The following is a 20,331-nucleotide window of genomic DNA, read 5'->3' on the forward strand; positions in this document are numbered from 1 at the left end:
TCAGTGCTGGCCATGGCGGCGGATCTCCCCACGCAGTTCTTCGGTGATCTCCCGCGAGAGCTCGGCGACCTCGGAGTCCTCGATGCGGCGCGGCTGCGGGATGCCGACCGTCCATTCCCGGGCGATTCGGCCCGGCCGGGAGGACAGCAGTACGACGCGCTGGGCCAGTCGTACCGCCTCGCGCACGTTGTGCGTCACGAACAGCACCGACAGTCCCGTCTCCCGCCAGATCCGGGTGAGTTCGTCGTGCAGCACGTCGCGTGTGATCGCGTCCAGGGCGGCGAAGGGCTCGTCCATCAGCAGCAGCCGGCTGTCCTGGGCGAGGGCCCGGGCCATGGCGACCCGCTGGCGCATGCCGCCGGACAGCTCGTGGACCCGCTTGCCGTAGGCGCCCTTGAGCCGGACCAGTTCGAGGAGTTCCTCGGCCCGCTCGCGCCGCTCGGCCTTGGCCACGCCCCGCAGCTTGAGGGCGAGTTCGATGTTCTTGCCCGCGGTCAGCCAGGGGAAGAGGGCGTGTTCCTGGAACATCAGGGCGGGGCGGCCGTCGGTGGTGATGCTGCCCGTGCTGGGCCGGTCCAGACCGGCGACCAGGTTCAGCAGCGTCGACTTGCCGCAGCCCGAGGCCCCCAGGAGGGTGACGAACTCGCCGGGCGCGACATCGAGGGTGATGTCGTCCAGGACGAGTTGCTGCCCGGCGGGGCCGGCGAAGGACTTCGAGACGTGGTCGATGCGGGCGGCGTGCTCGACGGACGCATCCGTGTCGGCGGCCTTGGCGAGGGCGGTAGCCATGGTCGTCACCTCCTGGGAACTCGCGGAATCCGAATAAGGGGCTTACTCGACGCCGAGCCCGGCGTCGTCGACCTCGGGTTCGCCCTCGGCCTTGAGGACCTTGTTCAGCGGCGCCAGGTCGTAGATGCCGGTCAGGTCCGGCTTCTGCAGCAGGCCCGCCTCGACCGCGTGCCGGGCCTCGGTGTCGAGCGTGGCCGCCAGCGGGTCGTCGGTGACCTGGATGGACCGCCACGCCGGGTCGAGCACGTCGGCCGGCAGCGCCTTCCCGGTGTCGGCCTTCAACTGGGCGTTCGCCGCGGCCTTCGCCTTCTCCGGGTTGTCGCCGATCCACCGGTTGGTGCGCACCGAGGCACGCAGCACGGCCTCGACGGCCTCGGGGTGCTCCTCGAGGAAGTCCTGCCGCACGATGACGTTCGTGATCACGAACTTCTTGTCCGGCCACAGGTCGGCCTCGTCCAGCAGCACCTTGCCGCCCTCGGCGACCAGCTTCGACGCGGTCGGCTCCGGCACCCACGCGCCGTCGATCGACCCCGACTTGTAGGCGTCCGGCGTGATCTTGTTGTCGGTACGGACGACGGACACGTCACCCTTGCCGCTCTCCGCGTCGACCTTCCAGCCCTGCCCGGAGATCCAGTTGAGGANCGCCACGTCCTGGGTGTTGCCGAGCTGCGGCGTGGCGATCCTCTTGCCCTTGACGTCCTTCAGGGACTTGATCTTCTCCGGGTTCACGACGAGCTTCACGCCGCCCGACGCCGAACCGGAGATGATCCGCAGGTTGGTGCCGTTGGACTTGAGGTAGCCGTTGATGGCGGGGGAGGGACCGATCCAGCCGATGTCGATGGATTTGGAGTTCAGCGCCTCGATCTCCGAGGGACCCGCGTTGAACGTGGCGTACTCGGCCGTCGTCCCGCCCAGCTCCTTCTGGAACAGCCCCTCGTGCCGCCCGACCAGCGCGGTGGCGTGCGTGAGGTTCCCGAAGTAGCCGATCCGCACCGAGTCCAGGCCGTCGACCTTGGCCGCCCCGGCGATGGCGTGCTCCGTGTTCTCCTTGGCCTGGGAGCCGTAGCCGCAGGCCGCGAGGGCCAGCAGCGGCAGCGCGGCCAGGACGGCGAACGTCCGTCGCAGGACGGGGGTGGCAGGCACGGGAGGGGTTCCTCTCGGTGGCCCGGCGGCACGCCCGTGTCAGGTCGTGGCCGGGGAGTCGGCGGGATCGTGGGGAACGGCGCGCACACGCTGCACGCACGTCAGCGCGCACATCGCGCCACTCCGCCCTGCCCGCTGCCGAGGGCGCCGCTGCCGACGCGGCCGCCCTCCTTCGCGAACGTGGAGTACACGTCGTGGGCCTTCATGTCAGAAGTCCCACCCGTCGTCCTCGGCCTCGTCCTTGACCGGCTCGGGCGAGGCGAACGACTCGCCGACCATGCCCGCGGTGAGCGTGGTGCCGTCGTTCGGGTCGATCAGGATGAACGATCCGGTACGGCGCGAGTCGGCGTAGGAGTCGACCGGCAGCGGCTCGGCGGTACGGACCTTCACCCGGCCGATGTCGTTGGCGACGAGCTGTCCCGGGTGCGGGTGCAGGGACAGGTCGTCCAGCGTGAGCCGGGACGGGATGTCCTTCACGATCGCCTTGACCGTGCGCGTGCCGTGCTTGAGCAGCACCCGGTGGCCTACGGTCAGCGGCGCGTCGGCGACATGGCAGACGGTGGCCTCGATGTCCTGCGTGGTCGGCGGCGCGTCCTTGGTCGGCACGATCAGGTCGCCGCGCGAGATGTCGATGTCGTCCTCCAATAGGAGGGTCACCGACTGCGTGGTCCACGCGATGTCGACCGGCTCGCCCAGCAGGTCGATGCCGGAGATCTTCGACGTACGGCCCGACGGCAGCACGGTCACCGACTCGCCGACCCGGAACGAACCGGCGGCGATCTGACCCGCGTAGCCCCGGTAGTCCGGGTGCTCGGCGGTCTGCGGCCGGATCACGACCTGCACGGGCAGCCGCGCGTGGCAGTGGCTCAGGTCGTGGGTGACCGGGACCGTCTCCAGGTGCTCCAGGAAGGTCGGGCCGCCGTACCAGTCCATGTTCGCGGACGGGTCCACCACGTTGTCGCCGGCCAGCGCAGAGATCGGGATCGCGGTGATCTCCGGGACGCCCAGCTCCAGCGCGTACGCCGTGAACTCCTCGGCGATGGCGGCGAACACGGACTCCTGGTAGTCGACCAGGTCCATCTTGTTCACGGCGAGCACGACGTGCGGCACCCGCAGCAGGGCCGCGATGGCCGCGTGCCGGCGGGTCTGCTCGACGACGCCGTTGCGGGCGTCGACCAGGATCACCGTCAGCTCGGCCGTCGACGCGCCCGTCACCATGTTGCGGGTGTACTGCACATGCCCGGGGGTGTCGGCGAGGATGAACCGGCGCCGGGGCGTGGCGAAGTAGCGGTACGCCACGTCGATGGTGATGCCCTGCTCGCGCTCGGCCCGCAGACCGTCCGTCAGCAGCGCCAGGTCGGGCGCCTCCTGGCCGCGGTTGCGGGAGGCGTGCTCGACGGCCTCCAACTGGTCGGCGAGGACCGACTTGGAGTCGTGCAGCAGCCGGCCCACCAGCGTCGACTTGCCGTCGTCGACGGAGCCCGCGGTGGCGAACCGCAGCAGCGTGGTGGCCGAGAGCTCCTCGGTCGTGATCGTGCTCATGATTAGAAGTACCCCTCGCGCTTACGGTCTTCCATCGCGGCCTCGGAGAGCTTGTCGTCGGCGCGGGTGGCGCCGCGCTCGGTGAGCCGGGACGCGGCGATCTCGGCGATGACCTGCTCCAGGGTCACCGCGTCGGAGTCGACGGCACCCGTGCAGGACATGTCACCGACGGTCCGGTAGCGGATGAGCCGCTTCTCGACGGTCTCGCCGTCCTTGGGCCCGCCCCACTCGCCGGCCGTCAGCCACATGCCGCTGCGGGCGAACACGTCACGCTCGTGCGCGAAGTAGATCTCCGGCAGCTCGATGCCCTCACGGGCGATGTACTGCCACACGTCCAGCTCGGTCCAGTTGGACAGCGGGAACACCCGGACGTGCTCGCCGGGCGCGTGCCGGCCGTTGTACAGGTTCCACAGCTCGGGCCGCTGCCGGCGCGGGTCCCACTGCGAGAACTCGTCCCGCAGCGAGAAGACGCGCTCCTTGGCCCGTGCCTTCTCCTCGTCGCGCCGCCCGCCGCCGAAGACCGCGTCGAACTTCTCGCTCTGGATCTTCTCGGTCAGCGGCACCGTCTGCAGCGGGTTGCGCGTGCCGTCCGGGCGCTCCTTGAGCACACCCCGGTCGATGTAGTCCTGCACCGACGCGACATGCAGCCGCAGGTTGTGCTTCTCGACCGTGCGGTCGCGGTACTCGATGACCTCGGGGAAGTTGTGCCCCGTGTCGACGTGCAGCAGCGTGAACGGCACCGGCGCCGGAGCGAACGCCTTCAGCGCCAGGTGCAGCATGACGATGGAGTCCTTGCCGCCGGAGAAAAGGATCACCGGCCGCTCGAACTCGCCCGCCACCTCACGGAAGATGTGGACGGCCTCGGATTCCAGCGCGTCCAGGTGGGAGAGGGCGTACGGGGAGTCCGTACCGTCCTCGCCCCCCTTGACCGTGGCAACGGTCGTCGTCATGCCAGTCCCCTCTCGGTGAGCAGCGCGTGGACCGCGCCCGCGGATTCCTGGACCGTCTGGTTCTGCGACTCGATCCGCAGATCGGGCGACTCGGGCGTCTCGTACGGGTCGTCGACCCCGGTCAGGCCGGTCAGCTCGCCCGCGGCCTGCTTGGCGTACAGCCCCTTCACATCGCGTACGGAGCACACCTCGACCGGCGTGGCCACGTGCACCTCGAGGTACGCCGTCCCGCCCTCCTGGTGGCGCTTGCGCACCGCGTCACGGCTGTCGGCGTAGGGCGCGATCACGGGGACGAGCGCCTTCACGCCGTTACGGGCGAGCAGTTCGGCGAGGAAGCCGATGCGCTGCACGTTGGTGTGCCGGTCCTCGCGGCTGAAGCCGAGGCCCGCCGAGATGAACTCGCGGATCTCGTCGCCGTCGAGCACCTCGACGCGGTGGCCCTCCTCGCGGAGCCGGCCGGCCAGTTCGTAGGCGATGGTGGTCTTGCCGGCGCTCGGCAGACCCGTGAGCCAGACGGTGGCTCCGCTCGTCACGTGGTTCTCCAAATTCGCAGAAGGCGTGGGAAACGCCGAGGACTCGGTCATGGGTCAGCCGTGCAGCCCGCACTCGGTCTTGGCGCGGCCCGCCCAGCGGCCGGCGCGGGCGTCCTCGCCCTCGAGGACCCGGCGGGTGCAGGGGGCGCAGCCGACGGAGGCGTAGCCGTCCATCAGCAGCGGGTTGGTGAGGACGCCGTGCTCGGTGACGTAGGCGTCGACGTCGTCCTGCGTCCAGCGGGCGATCGGGGAGATCTTGACCTTCCGGCGCTTCTCGTCCCAGCCGACGACCGGGGTGTTCGCCCGGGTCGGGGACTCGTCGCGGCGCAGACCGGTCGCCCAGGCCACATAGTCCTTCAGGCCCCGCTCCAGCGGCTCGACCTTGCGCAGCTTGCAGCACAGGTCGGGGTCGCGGTCGTGCAGCTTCGGGCCGTACTCGGCGTCCTGCTCGGCGACCGTCCGGCGCGGGGTGAGGGTGATGACGTTGACGTCCATCACGGCCTCGACCGCGTCCCGGGTGCCGATGGTCTCCTCGAAGTGGTAGCCGGTGTCGAGGAACACGACGTCCACGCCGGGCATCGCGCGTGAGGCGAGGTGGGCGACCACCGCGTCCTCCATCGACGAGGTCACGCAGAAGCGCTTGCCGAAGGTGTCGACCGCCCACTGGAGGATCTCCAGCGCGGAGGCGTCCTCCAGGTCGCGGCCCGCCTGCTCGGCGAGCGCCTTCAGATCGTCGGTCGTGCGCTCTTCCTGAAGCGTCGTCATATCTGTTTTCCCCCTGCGTCGTTGTGCTGAAGGCCCCGGGCGAGCAGCCCGAGGAACTTCAACTGGAATGCGCGGTTGCACGCCGCGCATTCCCACGCGCCGTGGCTGCCCTCCAAGGCCTCACTCGGCCGGAGGTCCTCGTCGCCGCAGTAGGGGCAGTAGAAGGGGGCGGCCCGCTCGCTCATGACAGGGCCTCCTCGGAGGCGCGCGCGGCCCAGGCGGCGAACCGCTCGCCGTCCTCGCGCTCGTCCTGGAAACGCTTCAGCACACGCTCGACGTAGTCGGGCAGCTCGTCGGAGGTGACCTTCAGGCCACGCACCTTGCGGCCGAAGCCGGCCTCCAGGCCCAGTGCGCCACCGAGGTGCACCTGGTAGCCCTCGACCTGCTCGCCCTGGTCGTTGAGGACCAGCTGCCCCTTGAGACCGATGTCCGCCACCTGGATACGGGCACAGGCGTTCGGGCAGCCGTTGAGGTTGATGGTGATCGGCTCGTCGAACTCCGGGATGCGGCGCTCGAGTTCGTCGATCAGCTGGGAGCCGCGCGCCTTGGTCTCGACGATGGCGAGCTTGCAGTACTCGATGCCGGTGCAGGCCATGGTGCCGCGCCGGAACGGGGACGGCTTGGCCGTCAGGTCCAGCGCCTCAAGGGCCTCGACCAGCGGCTCGACCTGCGCCTCCTCGACATCGAGGACGATCATCTTCTGCTCGACGGTGGTGCGGACCCGGTTCGAGCCGTGCGCCTCGGCCACCTCGGCGATCTTCGTGAGCGTGGCGCCGTCGACCCGGCCGACGCGCGGCGCGAAACCGACGTAGTAGCGGCCGTCCTTCTGCCGGTGCACCCCGACGTGGTCGCGCCAGCGGCCCGCGGGGTCGGCGGGCGCGGGACCGTCGACCATCTTGCGCTTCAGGTAGTCGTCCTCCAGGACCTGCCGGAACTTCTCCGGGCCCCAGTCGGCGACGAGGAACTTCAGGCGGGCGCGCGTCCGAAGGCGCCGGTAACCCCAGTCCCGGAAGATGCCGACCACGCCGGCCCACACCTCGGGCACCTCGTCCAGCGGCACCCAGGCGCCGAGCCGGACGCCGAGCTTCGGGTTGGTGGACAGCCCGCCGCCGACCCACAGGTCGAAGCCGGGGCCGTGCTCGGGGTGCTCGACACCGACGAACGCGATGTCGTTGATCTCGTGGACCACGTCGAGCAGCGGGGAGCCGGAGATCGCCGTCTTGAACTTGCGCGGCAGGTTGGAGAACTCCTTGCTGCCGATGTACCGCTCGTGGATCTCGTCGATCGCCCAGGTGCCGTCGATGATCTCGTCCTCGGCGATCCCGGCGACCGGCGAGCCGATGACGACACGGGGGCAGTCGCCGCAGGCCTCGGTGGTGGACAGCCCGACCGCCTCCAGGCGGTCCCAGATCTCCGGGACGTCCTCGATGCGGATCCAGTGCAGCTGGATGTTCTGCCGGTCGGTGATGTCCGCGCTGCCGCGCGCGAACTCCTCGGAGATCTCGCCGATCACCCGCAGCTGCTGAGTGGTGAGGCGACCGCCGTCGATGCGCACCCGCAGCATGAAGTACTTGTCGTCCAGCTCCTCCGGCTCCAGGATCGCGGTCTTGCCGCCGTCGATCCCGGGCTTGCGCTGGGTGTACAGGCCCCACCAGCGCATCCGGCCGCGCAGGTCGTTGGGGTCGATCGAGTCGAAGCCCCGCTTGGAGTAGATCGTCTCAATGCGTGTCCGCACATTGAGACCGTCATCGTCCTTCTTGAACTGTTCGTTGCCGTTCAGCGGGGTGTGGTGCCCCGCGGCCCACTGACCCTCACCGCGGTGACGGCTCACCTTGCGGCGGGGAGTCGTGGCGGCAGGTTTCTGCGGGGTGGCGGCCATGGTGGTTACGTCCTTCGGGACAGGCGGGAATTCGGCTCTGACCTGCGCATACGGGCGCATGGGTATAGGTGCGCGGCATTGCGCGGGAATGAAGCGGAAAAAGAGAGATGTCGGGCGCTGCGGGGCTGTCAGCGCGCCGGACAGATGGCGCTGGACATGCGGCCGAGGTCGACGTGCCGCCGACTCACCAAGGCAATTCCAGTTCCAGACATGACGGAAGCGTGTCACGGCGATCTGGACACAGTCCAGCTTCGTCCAAGATGCGGACACCCTTGTCCCGGAGAGTGAGACAAGGGTGGTGTCGGTCACATGGCCTGTTTCGGACCGTTTCTCGCCAGCTCAGCCAGGGTAAGCCCCGGGCCACGGTCCGGGCGTGGCCACCACGGCCTCCTCCTCGACCTTGGTGTCGAAGAGCTTGAAGCCACGACGCAGATAGTTGTCCATGGCGTGCTCGCCGTCCTTGCTGCAGGTGTGCAGCCAGACCCGCTTCGTCCGCGCCAGCCCCGGCCAGCGCTCCGCGAGATCCCAGGCACGCGCGGCGCCGTACGACAGCAGATGACCTCCGATCCGGCGGCCGCGGAAGGCCGGGATCAGGCCGAAGTGCTCGATCTCCACGACGCCGTCGTCCTGCGGGCTCAGCTCCAGGTACCCCGCGGGCGTCCCCCGCTCGTAGGCGACCCACGTCTCGACACCCGGACGCTCCAGATGCGCCTGCCACTGCGCGTACGTCCAGCCGAGCTGGTCGGTCCAGAGGACGTCGCCGCCGACAGAGGTGTACAGGAAGCGGCTGAACTCGGGGGACAGCACCTCGGAGCGGACGATCCTCACGTCGCCCTCCGGGGCGGCGGCCGGGAGGAGGTCGGTCGGGGACGTCTGCTCCAGGGACCAGGTGGTCACGGCGATGTTGGGCATGGTGGTCAGAAAATCATCCGAATGGGGGGTCTGTCGATTGTCCGCGGGTTCGTTGTGGCTGGTCGAGCCCGCGCGGCGGAGCCGCACATCGATACGGCCCGCCCCCCCTTCGGGGCGCTTCAGCCCAGCGCCGAATCGATCGAACTCAGCGGCAGGGCGAACAGTGCCCGGCCCGACTGGGACCAGACCTCGCCGGTCGCCTCCCAGTACGACAGCGAGCCGGCCTGGACGCCCCAGCAGCGGGGCGCGTCCTCCGAGCCGCAGCGGGTCGCCTTGGCGCCCTCGGTGTCCTGGCGCCACAGACTGCCCTGCCGGTCGGTGGCGCCCGGGGCGCGGCTGACGTACCAGTCGGAGAGATCCGTCCCGGCCGACGGGTGCGAGAGGACACCCGCGATGCCGGAGGCCTCCGTCTCGTACGCCTCGACCGCGGAGGCGGATCCGGTGGCGTCGGTGGAGAGCAGGCCGGGGCGGGCCGGGTCCCTGCTGAAGTCGTAGCGCCACAGACGGGCGTGCCGGTCGCTGCCGGCGGCGGTCCGCTCGCTCGCGACCAGGCTGTCGGGCGCCGTGGCGCGGTCGAGGGAGATACCGCCGAGCGCCGGGGCGGCGCTTTCGCCGGTCAGCCGGTACGAGCCGACGGCCGGCAGGACGAAGCGGTAGCCGTGCGCCGACCAGCCCCGCTCGACGCGGCCCACCGCGGCGCTGTCCACCGTGGTGCGCTGGACGCGGTTCATGTCGTACACGTACAGGCCGTCGCCCGCGGTGACCAGCAGCTTGTCCTGGTACCAGACCATGCCCGAGAGGTGGGACGGCAGAGCGCGGTAGTCCCGTCCGCCGTCCACCGGGACGACCAGGAGGGCCGACGCGTACCTGAGGCGGCTCAGGTCGTTCGCGTCGACGAAGGCGACCCGGGCCAGACCCCGGTCGGCGGAGCCCTGGCTCCAGCCGGCGAGCAGCACCCGGTGGTCGTTCCACCAGCCGTCGTCGTCGGCGTCGCCCGAGGTGGTGACCGCGCCCGCCCGCCAGGCGCGGGTGTCGGCGGCGTCCCAGCAGTACGCGCGGGTGGCCGCCGGCGCGACCGGCAGCGCCGTGCGCTCCTCGGCCGTACAGCCGGACGCGGTACGCAGACTCCGGTCGGCGGTCTCCAGCACGGCACCGACACCGACGGGCTTGCCCATACCGGCGGCGAGCTCGTCCAGCGTGGCCTGCGGGACCAGATGCTCCTGGAGTCGCAGCGCACGGGTCTCCCCGGCCCTGGTGAGCGGCTCCAGCGCCCCGGGGTTGTCGCCGACCGTGGCCTGCGACGCGCTGATCATCGTGGCGGCGGCGGTGAGCGCGAGGGCGGTTCCGGCGAGGAACGCGCGCACCGCGCGGCCCTGCTTGCGTCGGCGGTGTCTGCCGCGGTGCTTCATCACAACCTCCCGAGGCGGGCCAACTGCGGCTATTGGTCTGTGCGTTGACCAAAGGAGCAGGTGGGGCGGCCCGTACAGGGATGCTACGGCAGTTGAGCACGGTTGCGGACTAAGACCCCGCAAATATGCGGAAGATGCACTCCGCGGGCCGTCGGACTCAGGGCGCGTCGGCCGAGATCCGCCCCCGCGCCACCGCGGGCGCCGTCGAGTGCGGCAGCAGATCGCGCGGGTCGGCCGGCAGCAGCACCTCGACCTCCGCGTCCTCACGGAAGCGGTACGGCCGATGCTCCAGGAACGCCCCGAGGTAGCGCCGCACCCGGGACATCTCGGCGCGCACCGTCACCGTACGGCCCGCGTCCCCGAACACGTCCTCGGCCAGCCCGGCGGCGCTGCGCCCCGCCCGGTGCAGGGCCAGCAGATACAGCAACTCGGCGTGCCGGGGACTCAGTTCATGGCTCCAGGAACCCGCGCCGCCGGACACCGTCACCGACCAGCGGCGCGGCTGGGTCAGGTCCAGCGCGATCCGGGTCGCCGCGGACGGCACCAGCTCCTCGGAGGCCCGCAGCAGCCAGCCGCCCGCCAGCGGCTCCACCGAGCACAGGCCCAGCGGCGGCAGCCACCGCCGTCCCGGCGACAGCGACTTGGGCAGCGCGATCCGGTGCGTGTACGGCATCCCGGACACCGCCGCCGTCCAGCCGTCCCGGTCCACCACCAGGGCCCGGCCGGACAGCCGGGCCAGCACCGGCGCCGCCACCGCGCGCAACCGCTCCAGCGACGTCAGATGCAGCTCCCGCAGCCGGGCCTCGGCGAGCTTGGCCACCGAGTCGACCCAGGCGAGCGTCGCCGGATGCATGGTCTCCAGCGGCCCGCTGACGTCCACCACGCCGATCAGCCTGCCGTCCCGGGGATCCGTGATGGGGGCGCCGGTGCAGGTCCAGGAGGTCTGCGAGCGCTGGAAGTGCTCGGAGGCGAAGACCTGCACGGGCCGGCGCACCACCGCCGGGGTGCCCACGCCGTTCGTGCCGACGACGCTTTCGCGCCAGTCGGCGCCGAGCTCGAAGCCGAGGTGGTCGGCCTTGCGCAGCACGGAGGAATTGCCCTCCCGCCACAGCACCCGGCCGTCGTCGTCGGCGACGACCATGATGTGGTGGGCGACGTCCGCGACCGACAGCAGGCCCTCGCGCAGCACCGGCAGGACATGTCTGAGCGTGGTGCCCTCCCGGCGCCGCTGCACCTCCTCGCGGGTCAGCAGATTGGACCGGAAGTCGTGGTCCGGGTCGAGGCCGCTGCGCAGCATGCGGGACCAGGACTGCTCGATCACCGGGCGCGGCGCGAGGGGCGCGCGCTGGCCGGACAGCGTGGCGGCGCGGACCTCGCTGAGTACTCGCGCCGCCCGCGCCGCGTCCACGGCGGCCAGCTGCGTCACGTCCGTCGGCGAGTGCGCCAAGGGTCCTCCCGGTTCGGGTGTGTCCTGACCGTGTGTCTCATAGTGCCGCCCGCCGCTCGTGGAGGCACACACTCCGCACACAGTCGCCAACAAGTTGCAACCCCTTGCAACCCTGGTGGACGGCTCTGGGCTGGTTGAAACTTGAGCGACGCCGTCCCGAGCGGCGTTCGCGGCCTCGAACGGGCCATGGTGGGGGTGGTGCCGTGTCGGCGCAGCACCACCCCCTACCTCCGGCGGTTGAGCAGGGCGCCTCGGGTGGGGTGCCGGGGACTGTCTCGTCGGCGAGTGCGGGCCGGTGGGGGCTGGTCGCGCAGTTCCCCGCGCCCCTCGGTCAGGCCTGCGGCCTTGACCGGTCCACCAGCGAGCGCAGGTTCAGAGTTGGCGGCAGCGTTCCGAACGCCCTGCCTCCGTCCACTCCCAGCCGCGAGGCACAGAACGCGTCCGCCACCTCTGGGGGAGCGAAGCGGACCAGGAGGGAGCCCTGGAGGACCAGGGCCAGGAGTTCGGTCAGGCGGCGGGCTCGGGACTCGATGTGGTCCAGGTCGGCCAGTTCTGTGAGGAGGGCCTTGATCGCTGTGTCCAGGCGGTGGTCGGCGCCGCGGGCCTTGCCGACCTCCTGGAGGTAGGCGTTGAGGGCCGTGGGCTCGCGTTGGAGGGCGCGGAGGACGTCCAGGGCCTGGACGTTGCCGGCGCCCTCCCAGATCGAGTTCAGGGGGGACTCGCGGACCAGGCGGGGCATGCCGGAGTCCTCGACGTAGCCGTTGCCGCCCAGGCATTCGGAGGCCTCGACCGTGAGGGGCGTGCAGCGCTTGGTCACCCAGTACTTGGCGGTCGGCACCGCGATCCGCAGCAGGGCGCGCTCCTGCTCGCCGCCGTCGTCGTAGGCGGCGGCCAGGCGCATGGCGAGGACGGTCGCCGCCTCGGACTCGACGGCGAGGTCGGCCAGGACGTTGCGCATCAGGGGCTTGTCGACGAGCTTTCCGCCGAACGCCTCGCGGTGGGCGCAGTGGTGGACCGCCTGCGCGACGGCCTGCCGCATCAGTCCCGCCGAGCCGAGCACACAGTCGAGGCGGGTCGCCGCCACCATCTCGATGATGGTGCGGACCCCTCGGCCCTCCTCACCCACCCGGCGCGCCCAGGTCCCGTCGAACTCGACCTCGGCGGAGGCGTTGGAGCGGTTGCCCAGCTTGTTCTTCAGGCGCTGGATCCGGAAGACGTTGCGGCTGCCGTCCTCCAGCACGCGCGGGACGAGGAAGCAGGTGAGGCCCGCGGGCGCCTGCGCGAGGACCAGGAAGCCGTCCGACATCGGCGCCGAGCAGAACCACTTGTGGCCGGTCAGCGCGTACGTGCCGGCTTCGGCGAGCGGCGTCGCGGCCGTGGTGTTGGCCCGTACGTCGCTGCCGCCCTGCTTCTCCGTCATGCCCATCCCGAACAGCGCCCCGGCCTTCTGTCCGGCGGGCCGCAGCTCACGGTCGTAGATCATGGACGTCAGCCGCGGCTCCCACTCGGCGGCGAGGCCGGGATCCGTGCGCAGGGCGGGGACGGCGGCATGGGTCATGGACAGCGGGCAGCCGTTGCCGGCCTCGACCTGGGTCCAGAGGAAGAAGGCGGCCGCCCGCCGGACATGGCCGCCGGGACGCGTCCAGGCCGCGGTCAGGCCCGCCGCGACGCCCTTGCCGAGCAGCCGGTGCCAGGCCGGATGGAAGTCGACCTCGTCGACCCGGTGGCCGTAGCGGTCATGGGTGCGCAGCGTCGGCGGGTGCTCGTTGGCCAGCACCCCCCACTCCTGCACCTGCGCCGACCCGCAGGTCTTCCCGAGGGCCGCCAGCTCGTCCCCGGCCTCTGCCAGCAGCTCCGGGGCGAGATGACGTTCGACGGCCTCGCTCAGCGCCCGGTCGCAGGTGTAGGCGTCGTACCCGACAAGGGGCGGGGGCTGGTTGGTCACGGTGTGCGTGCTGCCTGCCATGGCTGTGAACCTATCCCTCCGCGAGGCGCCGGTCTCCACCGTGACACGGCACCGGGGCGGCGGGACGGGTGGGCGGCGGGCACCGGACCCGGCGCCGCGGTGAGTGCGCCCTCGCACGGCGGATACCTTTAGGTCGTGCAGCCAGCAAGTGAACCGTCCCCCCAGCAGCCCTCCGGGCGTCTCCACCGGGCGCGTGTCCTCTACCGGAACGTCTCGAAGCGCAGGACCGCCTGGCTGCTGCTCAAGGACACCGTCAACTCCTGCATCGAGTACCGCATCCTCGGCCTCGCCGCCGAGGCCGCGTTCTTCACGCTGCTGTCCGTGCCGCCGCTGCTGCTCAGCATGATCGGCCTCCTCGGCTACGTCGACGACTGGACCGGCACCGACACCATCAGCAGCCTGGAGGCCAACCTCATCGAGGCCTCGCGCACCGTCCTGTCCGACAAGGGCGTGCGCCAGATCGCCCAGCCGATCCTGGACGACGTGATGCACGGCGGCCGCCCCGACGTCATCTCCGTCGGCTTCCTCTTCGCCCTGTGGTCCGGGTCGCGCGCGGTGAACGTCTTCATAGACACCATCACCGTGATGTACGGCCTCGACGGCGTCCGCGGCATCGTCAAGACCCGCCTTGTGGCGTTCCTGCTGTTCATCGCGGCTCTGCTGATCGGCTCGGTGGCGCTGCCGCTGATGGTGGCCGGACCGGACGCGGTCGTACGGATCGTGCCCTGGTCGGAGACCCTGGTGCAGGTCCTGTACTGGCCGGTCGTGATCGTCCTGTCGATCGCGTTCCTGACCACGCTGTACCACGTGTCCGTGCCCGTGCGCTCACCGTGGATCGAGGACGTGCCCGGCGCGCTGGTCGCCCTCGGCATGTGGGTGCTGGGCAGCTTCCTGCTGCGCATCTACCTGACCAACACCATCGAGGGCGCGTCGATCTACGGCTCCCTCGCCGCCGCCGTCGCCGTGATGCTGTGGATCGGCGTGTCCGCGTTCGCCGTGCTCGTCGGGGCCGCGGTCAACGCCGCGATCGACCGGGTCTGGCCGGCCGCCGCGACGGCCGCGGCCCGCGCCGCCAACGAACGGCTGCGCGAGGCCCAGGTCGCCGAGTACGTCGCCCGGGCCGCCGCGGCCCACGACCACGACCCCGAGGACCCGGACATGCCGTCGGAGTTCCCCGAGCGCTGGACCCGCTTCCTGCCACCGGAGGACGTGACCTCGCGGCTGCGCACCCACGCCAAGAGCACCCACCACCACCCGCCCCACAAGCCAGAGGACTCCTAGGGCCTGGCCGGCTTCAGGCCTTCCACGCCCCCGCCGCCGCGGCCTCCCGCGCGAAGTCGGCGAAGTCGCGCGGCGCACGACCCAGCACCTGGCGGACATCGTCCGTGACATGGGCGTTGCGGCCGTCCATGAGGGTGTCGAAGACCTCCATCAGGAGCTCGGCCTCCTCGGGCGGCACCCCGAAGCCGGTCAGGGCCTCGCCGTAGGCCCGCGTCGGGACCGGCGTGTACGTGATCGTGCCGCCCGACGCCTCGGAGATCTCCGCGACCGCCTCCCGCCAGGACAGCAGCCGCGGCCCGGTCAGTTCCAGCCTCTGCCCCGCATACCGGACACCGGACGTCAGCACCGCCGTCACCACGTCCGCGATGTCCCGCACGTCGACGAACGGCTCCTTCACCTCCCCGGCCGGGAAGACCAGCTCCCCGTGGACCAACCCCTCCACCAGCGGCCCCTCGCTGAAGTTCTGCGAGAACCACGCCGCCCGTACGACCGTCCAGTCCGCCCCGGACGACGTCAGCGCCGCCTCGGTCGGCAACGCCTGGTCCTCACCGCGCGCCGACAGCAGCACCAGCCGCCGCACCCCGAGCCCCACCGCCTCCCGCGCCAGCGCCCCGACGCCCTCGGCCGCAGCCGGGGAGCCCACGTCGGAGGGGTACATCAGATACGCCGCGTCCGCGCCCCGCAGGGTCTGAGCCCACGTCGTCGGGTCCTCCCAGTCGAAGCCCTGCGCCCGGGACGCGGCCCGCACCCTGAGCCCCGCCCCGCGCGCGGCTTCCGCCACCCGGCTCCCCGTACGACCCGAAGCACCGGTCACCACCACCGTCATCCGCCGCGTGTTCGCCGTCTCGGCTGTGTTCTGCGTCATGCCTCCAGTCAACGGCCGCCCGCCCCAACGGCCCATCGCTGAACGGCTCATTCCCATGCGCGGCCGTCTACGCTGACGCCATGGACGCCCTTGCAGGTCTGTTGGAGGGCCCACGCGCGCGTGGCGCCTTCATGATCCGCGCGTGTTTCGAGCCGCCCTGGTCCATCCGCATCGAGGACCGCGCCCCGCTCACCGTCATGGTCATGGTCCGCGGCGACGCCTGGGTGATCCCCGACCAGGGCGAACCAGTCCGGCTGCGGCCCGGCGACCTCGCCATCGCCCGCGGCCCCGACCCCTACACGTGCGCCGACGCCCCCGGCACCCCTCCCCAGGCGCTGATCCTCCCGGGCGCCGAGTGCCGCTACCCCGACGGACGCTCCCTCAACGGCTCGATGGACCTGGGCGTGCGTACGTGGGGCGACCGGCTGGACGGGTCGGCCGTGATGCTGATCGGAACGTATCTGTGGCAGGGCGAGATCAGCGGGCGGCTGCTGAACGCGTTGCCGCCGCTGCTGTGCCTGACGGCCGACGTGTGGGACTGCCCGCTGACGCTGTACCTCATGGACGAGATCGTCCGCGACGAGCCCGGGCAGGAGGTCGTCCTGGACCGGCTGCTCGATCTGCTGGTCATCGCCGCGCTGAGGGCCTGGTTCTCCCGTCCGGAGGCGGAGGCCCCGGCCTGGTACCGGGCCATGGCCGACCCGGTCGTCGGGCGGGTGCTGCGGCTCGTCCAGGACGATCCGGCCCACCCGTGGACGGTGGCCTCGCTGGCCGGCAAGGCGGGGGTGTCCCGGGCGGCGCTGGCTCGGCGGTTCACGGAGTTGGTGGGGGAGCCGCCGATGACGTATCTGACGGGGTGGCGGCTCGGGCTTGCGGCGGATGCGTTGCGGGGTGGGGAGACGCTGGATGCGATTGCCCGCAGGGTGGGGTATGGGGGTGCGTTTGCGTTGTCCAGTGCGTTCAAGAGGGTTTATGGGGTTAGTCCGCAGGAGTATCGGGCGCGGGTGGTGGGGTAGGACGGATTCGCCGTGGGGGGTTCGGTGCTTTGCGGGGTGCGGCGGTGTTGGGGCTGGTCGCGCAGTTCCCCGCGCCCCTAAGGGGGTGGCCGCGTAGCCTCGTTTGTATGTACGCGGAGTGGGCTTCACGAGTGCCTGGTGCCGTGGTCTGGACGAACGCCCCTGACGCTCCCGGCACCGGGCGTGTGCTGCCCGACGGGTGTATGGATCTGCTCTGGAACGACGGGCGGCTGCTGGTCGCTGGACCCGACACGCGGGCGTACGTCACCGAGGGCGCGCCGAGTGCCTGGGCGGGGCTGCGCTTCGGGCCGGGGACCGCGCCCGCCTTCTTCGGGGTGCCGGGGTATGAACTGCGGGACCGGCGTGTGGAGTTGGGCGAGTTGTGGCCCGCGGCGGAGGTGCGGCGGCTGCAAGGGCGTGTCGCGGCCGCTGCCGATCCCGCGACGGCGCTCGAAGAGGTCGTACTGGAACGTGCGGCGACCCCGTCGGACCCCCTGCTGGACCGGCTGGTCGGGGCGCTCCACGCCGGGCGTCCGGTCGCCGCCACCGCCGACGAACTCGGCGTCGGCGCACGGCAGTTGCACCGCAGGTCGCTCGCCGCCTTCGGGTACGGTCCCAAGACGCTCGCCCGGATCCTGCGGCTGCAACGGGCTCTCGCGCTGGCCCGGGAGGGCGTGGGCTTCGCCGAGACGGCCGTGCGGACCGGGTTCGCCGATCAGGCCCACCTGGCCCGGGACGTGAAGGAACTGGCGGGGCTTCCGCTCGGGGAGCTACTCGGCCGGCGTGGCGGATAGGGGCGCGAACAGGTCCACGCCGTTGCCGTCCGGGTCGAGCACGCAGGCGTACCGCTGGCCCCAGAAGGCGTCCCACGGCTTGAGCTCGCCGTGGTAGCCGGCGCCGACGAGTTCCTCGTACACCGCGTCGACCTCGCTCGGGTCGTCGCAGCGCATCGCCAGGGAGTGGCGGCCGCCGCCGCTGGGCGGCTGCCAGTGGGGGAGGAACGACCGCACCGTCGCCTCGGTGTCGAGCAGCAGGCGCAGCCCGCCCGGGAGCTCGGCCTCGGCGTGGGGCTCGTGCTCGGCGCCCTCGGGGAACGCGAACCCGAGGCGGCGGTAGAAGGTGACAGCGGCGGCCATGTCGGAGACGACGAGGCCGATGGCATCGAATCGTGGAGTCATGCGGCCAACGTAGGCAGCCGGGCGGCGGCCGGTCTTGAAGGAATCGGACAGCGGGCGGATTCCTAGTGGAACGTGACCGGGCCCCTCGGCGTGTCCACCGTGAACGTGATCCCCACCGGGCCCGGCGTGAGGTCGAGGTCCGTGCCGAGCGTCGACAGCAGAGGGCGGATCTCCTCCGGGTCGGGGGCGCTCGCGGACAGCGAGAGCAGGGGAGTGACCGGCAGGTCGGAGGCGGTGGGGTGGATCGTGGCGCTCCAGTCGATGAGGAAGGGGACGAGGCCGGAGGGGTGGGCGTCGTCGCCGTCGGTGAGCCGCCACCGCAGCAGGGTGCCGTCGGGTCTGCGGCGGCTCATCGTCTGCGCCGCGCCGGGGTCGTAGCCCCGGGCCCGGGCTGCCTCGATGGCCGCGTCCAGGTCGGGCGGGCTGATCGCCCAGGTGACCGTGCGCGCGGCGGTGAGCCCGTCGACCTCGAAGGGGCGGGGCTGCCCGGGCGCGGACTGCTCGGGGTCGGGGCCGATGATCTCCAGGTAACCGGTGCCGCCCAGGGACACCAGGTGGTTGCGGGTGCCGAGCCCGATGTGCACGCCACCCGGTGCGGGGGTCACGCCGGTGCGTCGGGCGAAGTCGGCGACCGTGGCGGACAGGTCGGGGGTCGCGAGGACGAGATGGTCCAGGAGCGCGGGAATGGCGTTCATCGCAGCCGAGGCTACGCAGAGCGGCGCACGATATGGAACACCTGTGCGTCGGACGGTGGCCGCCGGGTCACTCGTCGTAGACGAGCGTGCCGTCGTCGAGCAGCGTCGGATGGATCTTCATGGGGCCGTAGTCGTCCATGTCCGAGGGGCGCGGGGTCTCCGGGCCGTCGGGGCCCATGCGGAGCAGGCGCTCGGTGCGGCAGATGCGGAAGAGCCGGTCCTCCACACGGGCCTCGTCGGCGCGTTCGAGCGCCCGGAACTCCTCGGCCGCCTTCGCGTACACGGCCTTCCTGTCGTCGTCGAACCGGTACAGCATGGGCCACATCTCGCCCAGCGCGTCGTACAGCACGCGCCGGGCCTCATGCGGGGTGGACTGGAGGGCGAGGGCCGGCTCCCAGCCGGTGCGCTCGCGTTCGACCACGCCGAAGCAGATGGGCAGCAGCACGATCCCCGGATGTGAGAGCGCCGCCCGCTCCGAGTCACGGCGCACCAGGGCGGGAAACCGCATGCCCTGGTACGAGAAGTCCCGCAGCGCCGCCCGCAGGGCGCCCGCCATCGGCCCGTCGTGCGTGGGATCCGGGTCGAGGACGAAGCCCAGGTCGGGGGAGGGGACGTGGGCGGCGCGCGGGTCCCAGGTCCGTTCGGCGGGCTCCGGGTCGGTGGGCCGGGGCGGCTCCAGCCGGTCCTGGCCGTCGCAGCGCGTGAACTCGTCCCCGCGCACGATCCGGTACCGCACCCCGCACACCTCGACCTCGTTCACCGACTCCCGGCTCAACACGTCCACGGCGGCGAGCAGTTCACGCCGGACGGCCGGATCGTCGGTGTCGTCCTTCGCGCGGAACCACAGATGTGTGTTCAGCGCGTCCCGGCACATCTGCGGCATGCCGTCCACGACCGGCTTCAGCACCCGCCACTCGGGCCCCGCCGCCGGGTCCTGCACGGCGACCCCGAACACCGGCCCCCGCAGGGCGAACCCGGGATACAGCACAGAGGCGTCCACCGCGTCGGCCTCCCGCACCCAGGCGGCGGGGTCGTCGCGCCGGACCAGCTCCTCGTGAAGCGTGTGGATCTGTCGCTGCCAGTCATGGTTCATGCACGCATTGTCGCGGGGTGCCGTGCGCCCGCGGGACTGAACCGGCCCAACAAACCGGGTTGTTGGACCTGCGAGTGCCGCCGCCCGCACCACGCTCGACGCCCGCCCCCTCCCGGTGATCGAAAATTTCGGACCACCAGGACCAGTGGGCGCGTCCGCCCAGGTCACCTAGGCTCGGCCGCATGCCCGCACGACTCCTCGTCCACACCCGGACCACCGGCTACCGGCACGCCTCCATCCCGGCCGGAGTCCAAGCCGTACGCACCCTCGCCGACTTCGAGGTCGACCACACCGAGGACCCGACGGCCCTCGACCGGTCCTTGGACGGATACGCCGCCGTCGTCTTCCTCTCCACCAGCGGCGAGGTGCTCACCCCCACCGGGCGCGAGCGGCTCGCCGCGTACGTCGAGGCGGGCGGCGGCTTCGTCGGGGTGCACGCGGCGGCCTGCACCGAGTACGACTGGCCGTACTACGGCGAGCTGCTGGGCGCCCGGTTCGACCGGCACCCCGAGTACCAGCCGGGCAAGGCGGTGGTCGAGGACCGCGAGCACCCGGCCACCCGGCACCTGCCCGCCGTATGGGACTTCGTCGACGAGTGGTACGACTTCCGCAGCAACCCCCGGGGCGCGGTACGGGTGTTGGTCAGCGCCGACGAGTCGTCCTATGACGGCGGCGGCATGGGTGAGGACCATCCGCTGGCGTGGTGCCGTGAGCAGGGCGCCGGGCGGGTCTTCTACACGGCCCTCGGCCACGCCGCCGAGGCCTACGACGACCCCGACTTCCGTGCTCATCTCCTCGGCGGGATCGACTGGGCGGCGAAGCGGCTCCAGTGACACGGCGATGAGCGTCGTGCGGAGCGACGGTGGCC

Annotated in this window: 21 protein-coding genes; 4 read left to right on the forward strand and 17 right to left on the reverse strand. The window is 71.5% G+C overall.

Features of this window, described 5'->3' with window-relative positions; all coding sequences use genetic code 11:
• The 13 genes from L0P92_RS22805 to L0P92_RS22865 all read right to left on the reverse strand — a co-directional run bounded on the left by L0P92_RS22805 (position 1) and on the right by L0P92_RS22865 (position 13,335).
• Positions 1 to 789 carry an ABC transporter ATP-binding protein gene (locus L0P92_RS22805; protein ID WP_234764683.1) on the reverse strand — a complete coding sequence of 263 codons (789 nt, stop codon included), beginning with the start codon at positions 787 to 789 and terminating at the stop codon, positions 1 to 3.
• Positions 790 to 831: 42 nt separating this feature from the next.
• Positions 832 to 1,932, reverse strand: a complete 1,101-nt coding sequence (locus L0P92_RS22810; RefSeq protein WP_234764685.1) for an aliphatic sulfonate ABC transporter substrate-binding protein — start codon at positions 1,930 to 1,932, stop codon at positions 832 to 834.
• Positions 1,933 to 2,139: 207 nt separating this feature from the next.
• On the reverse strand, positions 2,140 to 3,474 hold the full coding sequence (locus tag L0P92_RS22820) for a sulfate adenylyltransferase subunit 1 (protein WP_234764687.1): 1,335 nt from the start codon (positions 3,472 to 3,474) through the stop codon (positions 2,140 to 2,142).
• Between the two features lie 2 nt (positions 3,475 to 3,476).
• On the reverse strand, positions 3,477 to 4,424 hold the full coding sequence (cysD, locus tag L0P92_RS22825; RefSeq protein WP_234764688.1) for a sulfate adenylyltransferase subunit CysD: 948 nt from the start codon (positions 4,422 to 4,424) through the stop codon (positions 3,477 to 3,479).
• Positions 4,421 to 5,008 (reverse strand): adenylyl-sulfate kinase, encoded by a 588-nt coding sequence (gene cysC / locus L0P92_RS22830; protein WP_234764689.1) that lies wholly within the window; start codon positions 5,006 to 5,008, stop codon positions 4,421 to 4,423. Before cysC ends, cysD begins: the two co-directional genes overlap by 4 nt.
• Before the next feature lie 3 nt (positions 5,009 to 5,011).
• Positions 5,012 to 5,722, reverse strand: a complete 711-nt coding sequence (locus L0P92_RS22835) for a phosphoadenylyl-sulfate reductase (RefSeq protein ID WP_234764690.1) — start codon at positions 5,720 to 5,722, stop codon at positions 5,012 to 5,014.
• On the reverse strand, positions 5,719 to 5,907 hold the full coding sequence (locus tag L0P92_RS22840; RefSeq protein WP_234764691.1) for a hypothetical protein: 189 nt from the start codon (positions 5,905 to 5,907) through the stop codon (positions 5,719 to 5,721). The genes L0P92_RS22835 and L0P92_RS22840 overlap by 4 nt, the downstream gene beginning before the upstream one ends.
• Positions 5,904 to 7,601, reverse strand: coding sequence for a nitrite/sulfite reductase (locus L0P92_RS22845; protein WP_234764692.1), 1,698 nt, complete (start codon positions 7,599 to 7,601; stop codon positions 5,904 to 5,906). Before L0P92_RS22845 ends, L0P92_RS22840 begins: the two co-directional genes overlap by 4 nt.
• Before the next feature lie 128 nt (positions 7,602 to 7,729).
• Entirely contained in the window at positions 7,730 to 7,813 is an 84-nt protein-coding gene (locus tag L0P92_RS45745) for a putative leader peptide (RefSeq protein ID WP_310591794.1), read from the reverse strand.
• A gap of 127 nt (positions 7,814 to 7,940) precedes the next feature.
• Positions 7,941 to 8,513, reverse strand: coding sequence for a GNAT family N-acetyltransferase (locus tag L0P92_RS22850; protein WP_234764693.1), 573 nt, complete (start codon positions 8,511 to 8,513; stop codon positions 7,941 to 7,943).
• Between the two features lie 119 nt (positions 8,514 to 8,632).
• The gene (locus L0P92_RS22855) at positions 8,633 to 9,922 is read right to left on the reverse strand and encodes a hypothetical protein (RefSeq protein ID WP_234764695.1); all 1,290 of its coding nucleotides are present in this window, start codon (positions 9,920 to 9,922) and stop codon (positions 8,633 to 8,635) included.
• A 157-nt stretch (positions 9,923 to 10,079) separates the two neighbouring features.
• Positions 10,080 to 11,369 carry a GAF domain-containing protein gene (locus L0P92_RS22860; RefSeq protein WP_234764696.1) on the reverse strand — a complete coding sequence of 430 codons (1,290 nt, stop codon included), beginning with the start codon at positions 11,367 to 11,369 and terminating at the stop codon, positions 10,080 to 10,082.
• Positions 11,370 to 11,700: 331 nt separating this feature from the next.
• Positions 11,701 to 13,335 carry an acyl-CoA dehydrogenase family protein gene (locus tag L0P92_RS22865; protein WP_234764698.1) on the reverse strand — a complete coding sequence of 545 codons (1,635 nt, stop codon included), beginning with the start codon at positions 13,333 to 13,335 and terminating at the stop codon, positions 11,701 to 11,703.
• Between the two features lie 135 nt (positions 13,336 to 13,470).
• Between L0P92_RS22865 and L0P92_RS22870 the strand changes: the two genes are divergently transcribed.
• Positions 13,471 to 14,616, forward strand: a complete 1,146-nt coding sequence (locus tag L0P92_RS22870) for a YihY/virulence factor BrkB family protein (RefSeq protein WP_234764699.1) — start codon at positions 13,471 to 13,473, stop codon at positions 14,614 to 14,616.
• Between the two features lie 13 nt (positions 14,617 to 14,629).
• Here L0P92_RS22870 and L0P92_RS22875 read toward each other — a convergent pair whose 3' ends face one another.
• Positions 14,630 to 15,481 carry a Rossmann-fold NAD(P)-binding domain-containing protein gene (locus tag L0P92_RS22875; RefSeq protein ID WP_234764700.1) on the reverse strand — a complete coding sequence of 284 codons (852 nt, stop codon included), beginning with the start codon at positions 15,479 to 15,481 and terminating at the stop codon, positions 14,630 to 14,632.
• 80 nt (positions 15,482 to 15,561) lie between these two features.
• Between L0P92_RS22875 and L0P92_RS22880 the strand changes: the two genes are divergently transcribed.
• Positions 15,562 to 16,497, forward strand: coding sequence for an AraC family transcriptional regulator (locus L0P92_RS22880; RefSeq protein ID WP_234764701.1), 936 nt, complete (start codon positions 15,562 to 15,564; stop codon positions 16,495 to 16,497).
• A gap of 107 nt (positions 16,498 to 16,604) precedes the next feature.
• Positions 16,605 to 17,291: a helix-turn-helix domain-containing protein gene (locus tag L0P92_RS22885; RefSeq protein WP_234764702.1), complete on the forward strand. Its 687-nt coding sequence runs from the start codon at positions 16,605 to 16,607 to the stop codon at positions 17,289 to 17,291.
• Here the strand turns inward: L0P92_RS22885 and L0P92_RS22890 are convergent.
• From L0P92_RS22890 to L0P92_RS22900, 3 genes are all read right to left on the reverse strand, one after another.
• Positions 17,268 to 17,675: a VOC family protein gene (locus L0P92_RS22890; RefSeq protein WP_234764703.1), complete on the reverse strand. Its 408-nt coding sequence runs from the start codon at positions 17,673 to 17,675 to the stop codon at positions 17,268 to 17,270. The two genes, L0P92_RS22885 and L0P92_RS22890, sit on opposite strands and share 24 nt — an antisense overlap.
• Positions 17,676 to 17,737: 62 nt before the next feature.
• Positions 17,738 to 18,370 carry a VOC family protein gene (locus L0P92_RS22895; RefSeq protein WP_234764704.1) on the reverse strand — a complete coding sequence of 211 codons (633 nt, stop codon included), beginning with the start codon at positions 18,368 to 18,370 and terminating at the stop codon, positions 17,738 to 17,740.
• Between the two features lie 67 nt (positions 18,371 to 18,437).
• Positions 18,438 to 19,463, reverse strand: coding sequence for a DUF5954 family protein (locus tag L0P92_RS22900; protein ID WP_234764705.1), 1,026 nt, complete (start codon positions 19,461 to 19,463; stop codon positions 18,438 to 18,440).
• 182 nt (positions 19,464 to 19,645) lie between these two features.
• Between L0P92_RS22900 and L0P92_RS22905 the strand changes: the two genes are divergently transcribed.
• Positions 19,646 to 20,296, forward strand: a complete 651-nt coding sequence (locus tag L0P92_RS22905; protein WP_234764706.1) for a ThuA domain-containing protein — start codon at positions 19,646 to 19,648, stop codon at positions 20,294 to 20,296.
• Positions 20,297 to 20,331: the final 35 nt, after the last annotated feature.

This window comes from Streptomyces muensis (assembly GCF_021474425.1).
In the GTDB taxonomy this organism is placed as follows: domain Bacteria; phylum Actinomycetota; class Actinomycetes; order Streptomycetales; family Streptomycetaceae; genus Streptomyces; species Streptomyces muensis.

Coding starts and splice junctions, on each gene's coding strand:
- L0P92_RS22820 (WP_234764687.1), bottom strand. CDS start 3,474: ATGAGCACGATCACGACCGAGGAGCTCTCGGCCACCACGCTGCTGCGG.
- L0P92_RS22855 (WP_234764695.1), bottom strand. CDS start 9,922: ATGAAGCACCGCGGCAGACACCGCCGACGCAAGCAGGGCCGCGCGGTG.
- L0P92_RS22850 (WP_234764693.1), bottom strand. CDS start 8,513: ATGCCCAACATCGCCGTGACCACCTGGTCCCTGGAGCAGACGTCCCCG.
- L0P92_RS22900 (WP_234764705.1), bottom strand. CDS start 19,463: ATGAACCATGACTGGCAGCGACAGATCCACACGCTTCACGAGGAGCTG.
- L0P92_RS22895 (WP_234764704.1), bottom strand. CDS start 18,370: ATGAACGCCATTCCCGCGCTCCTGGACCATCTCGTCCTCGCGACCCCC.
- L0P92_RS22835 (WP_234764690.1), bottom strand. CDS start 5,722: ATGACGACGCTTCAGGAAGAGCGCACGACCGACGATCTGAAGGCGCTC.
- L0P92_RS22885 (WP_234764702.1), top strand. CDS start 16,605: ATGTACGCGGAGTGGGCTTCACGAGTGCCTGGTGCCGTGGTCTGGACG.
- L0P92_RS22880 (WP_234764701.1), top strand. CDS start 15,562: ATGGACGCCCTTGCAGGTCTGTTGGAGGGCCCACGCGCGCGTGGCGCC.
- cysD (WP_234764688.1), bottom strand. CDS start 4,424: ATGACGACGACCGTTGCCACGGTCAAGGGGGGCGAGGACGGTACGGAC.
- L0P92_RS45745 (WP_310591794.1), bottom strand. CDS start 7,813: ATGTCTGGAACTGGAATTGCCTTGGTGAGTCGGCGGCACGTCGACCTC.
- L0P92_RS22875 (WP_234764700.1), bottom strand. CDS start 15,481: ATGACGCAGAACACAGCCGAGACGGCGAACACGCGGCGGATGACGGTG.
- L0P92_RS22805 (WP_234764683.1), bottom strand. CDS start 789: ATGGCTACCGCCCTCGCCAAGGCCGCCGACACGGATGCGTCCGTCGAG.
- L0P92_RS22905 (WP_234764706.1), top strand. CDS start 19,646: ATGCCCGCACGACTCCTCGTCCACACCCGGACCACCGGCTACCGGCAC.
- L0P92_RS22890 (WP_234764703.1), bottom strand. CDS start 17,675: ATGACTCCACGATTCGATGCCATCGGCCTCGTCGTCTCCGACATGGCC.
- cysC (WP_234764689.1), bottom strand. CDS start 5,008: ATGACCGAGTCCTCGGCGTTTCCCACGCCTTCTGCGAATTTGGAGAAC.
- L0P92_RS22840 (WP_234764691.1), bottom strand. CDS start 5,907: ATGAGCGAGCGGGCCGCCCCCTTCTACTGCCCCTACTGCGGCGACGAG.
- L0P92_RS22845 (WP_234764692.1), bottom strand. CDS start 7,601: ATGGCCGCCACCCCGCAGAAACCTGCCGCCACGACTCCCCGCCGCAAG.
- L0P92_RS22865 (WP_234764698.1), bottom strand. CDS start 13,335: ATGGCAGGCAGCACGCACACCGTGACCAACCAGCCCCCGCCCCTTGTC.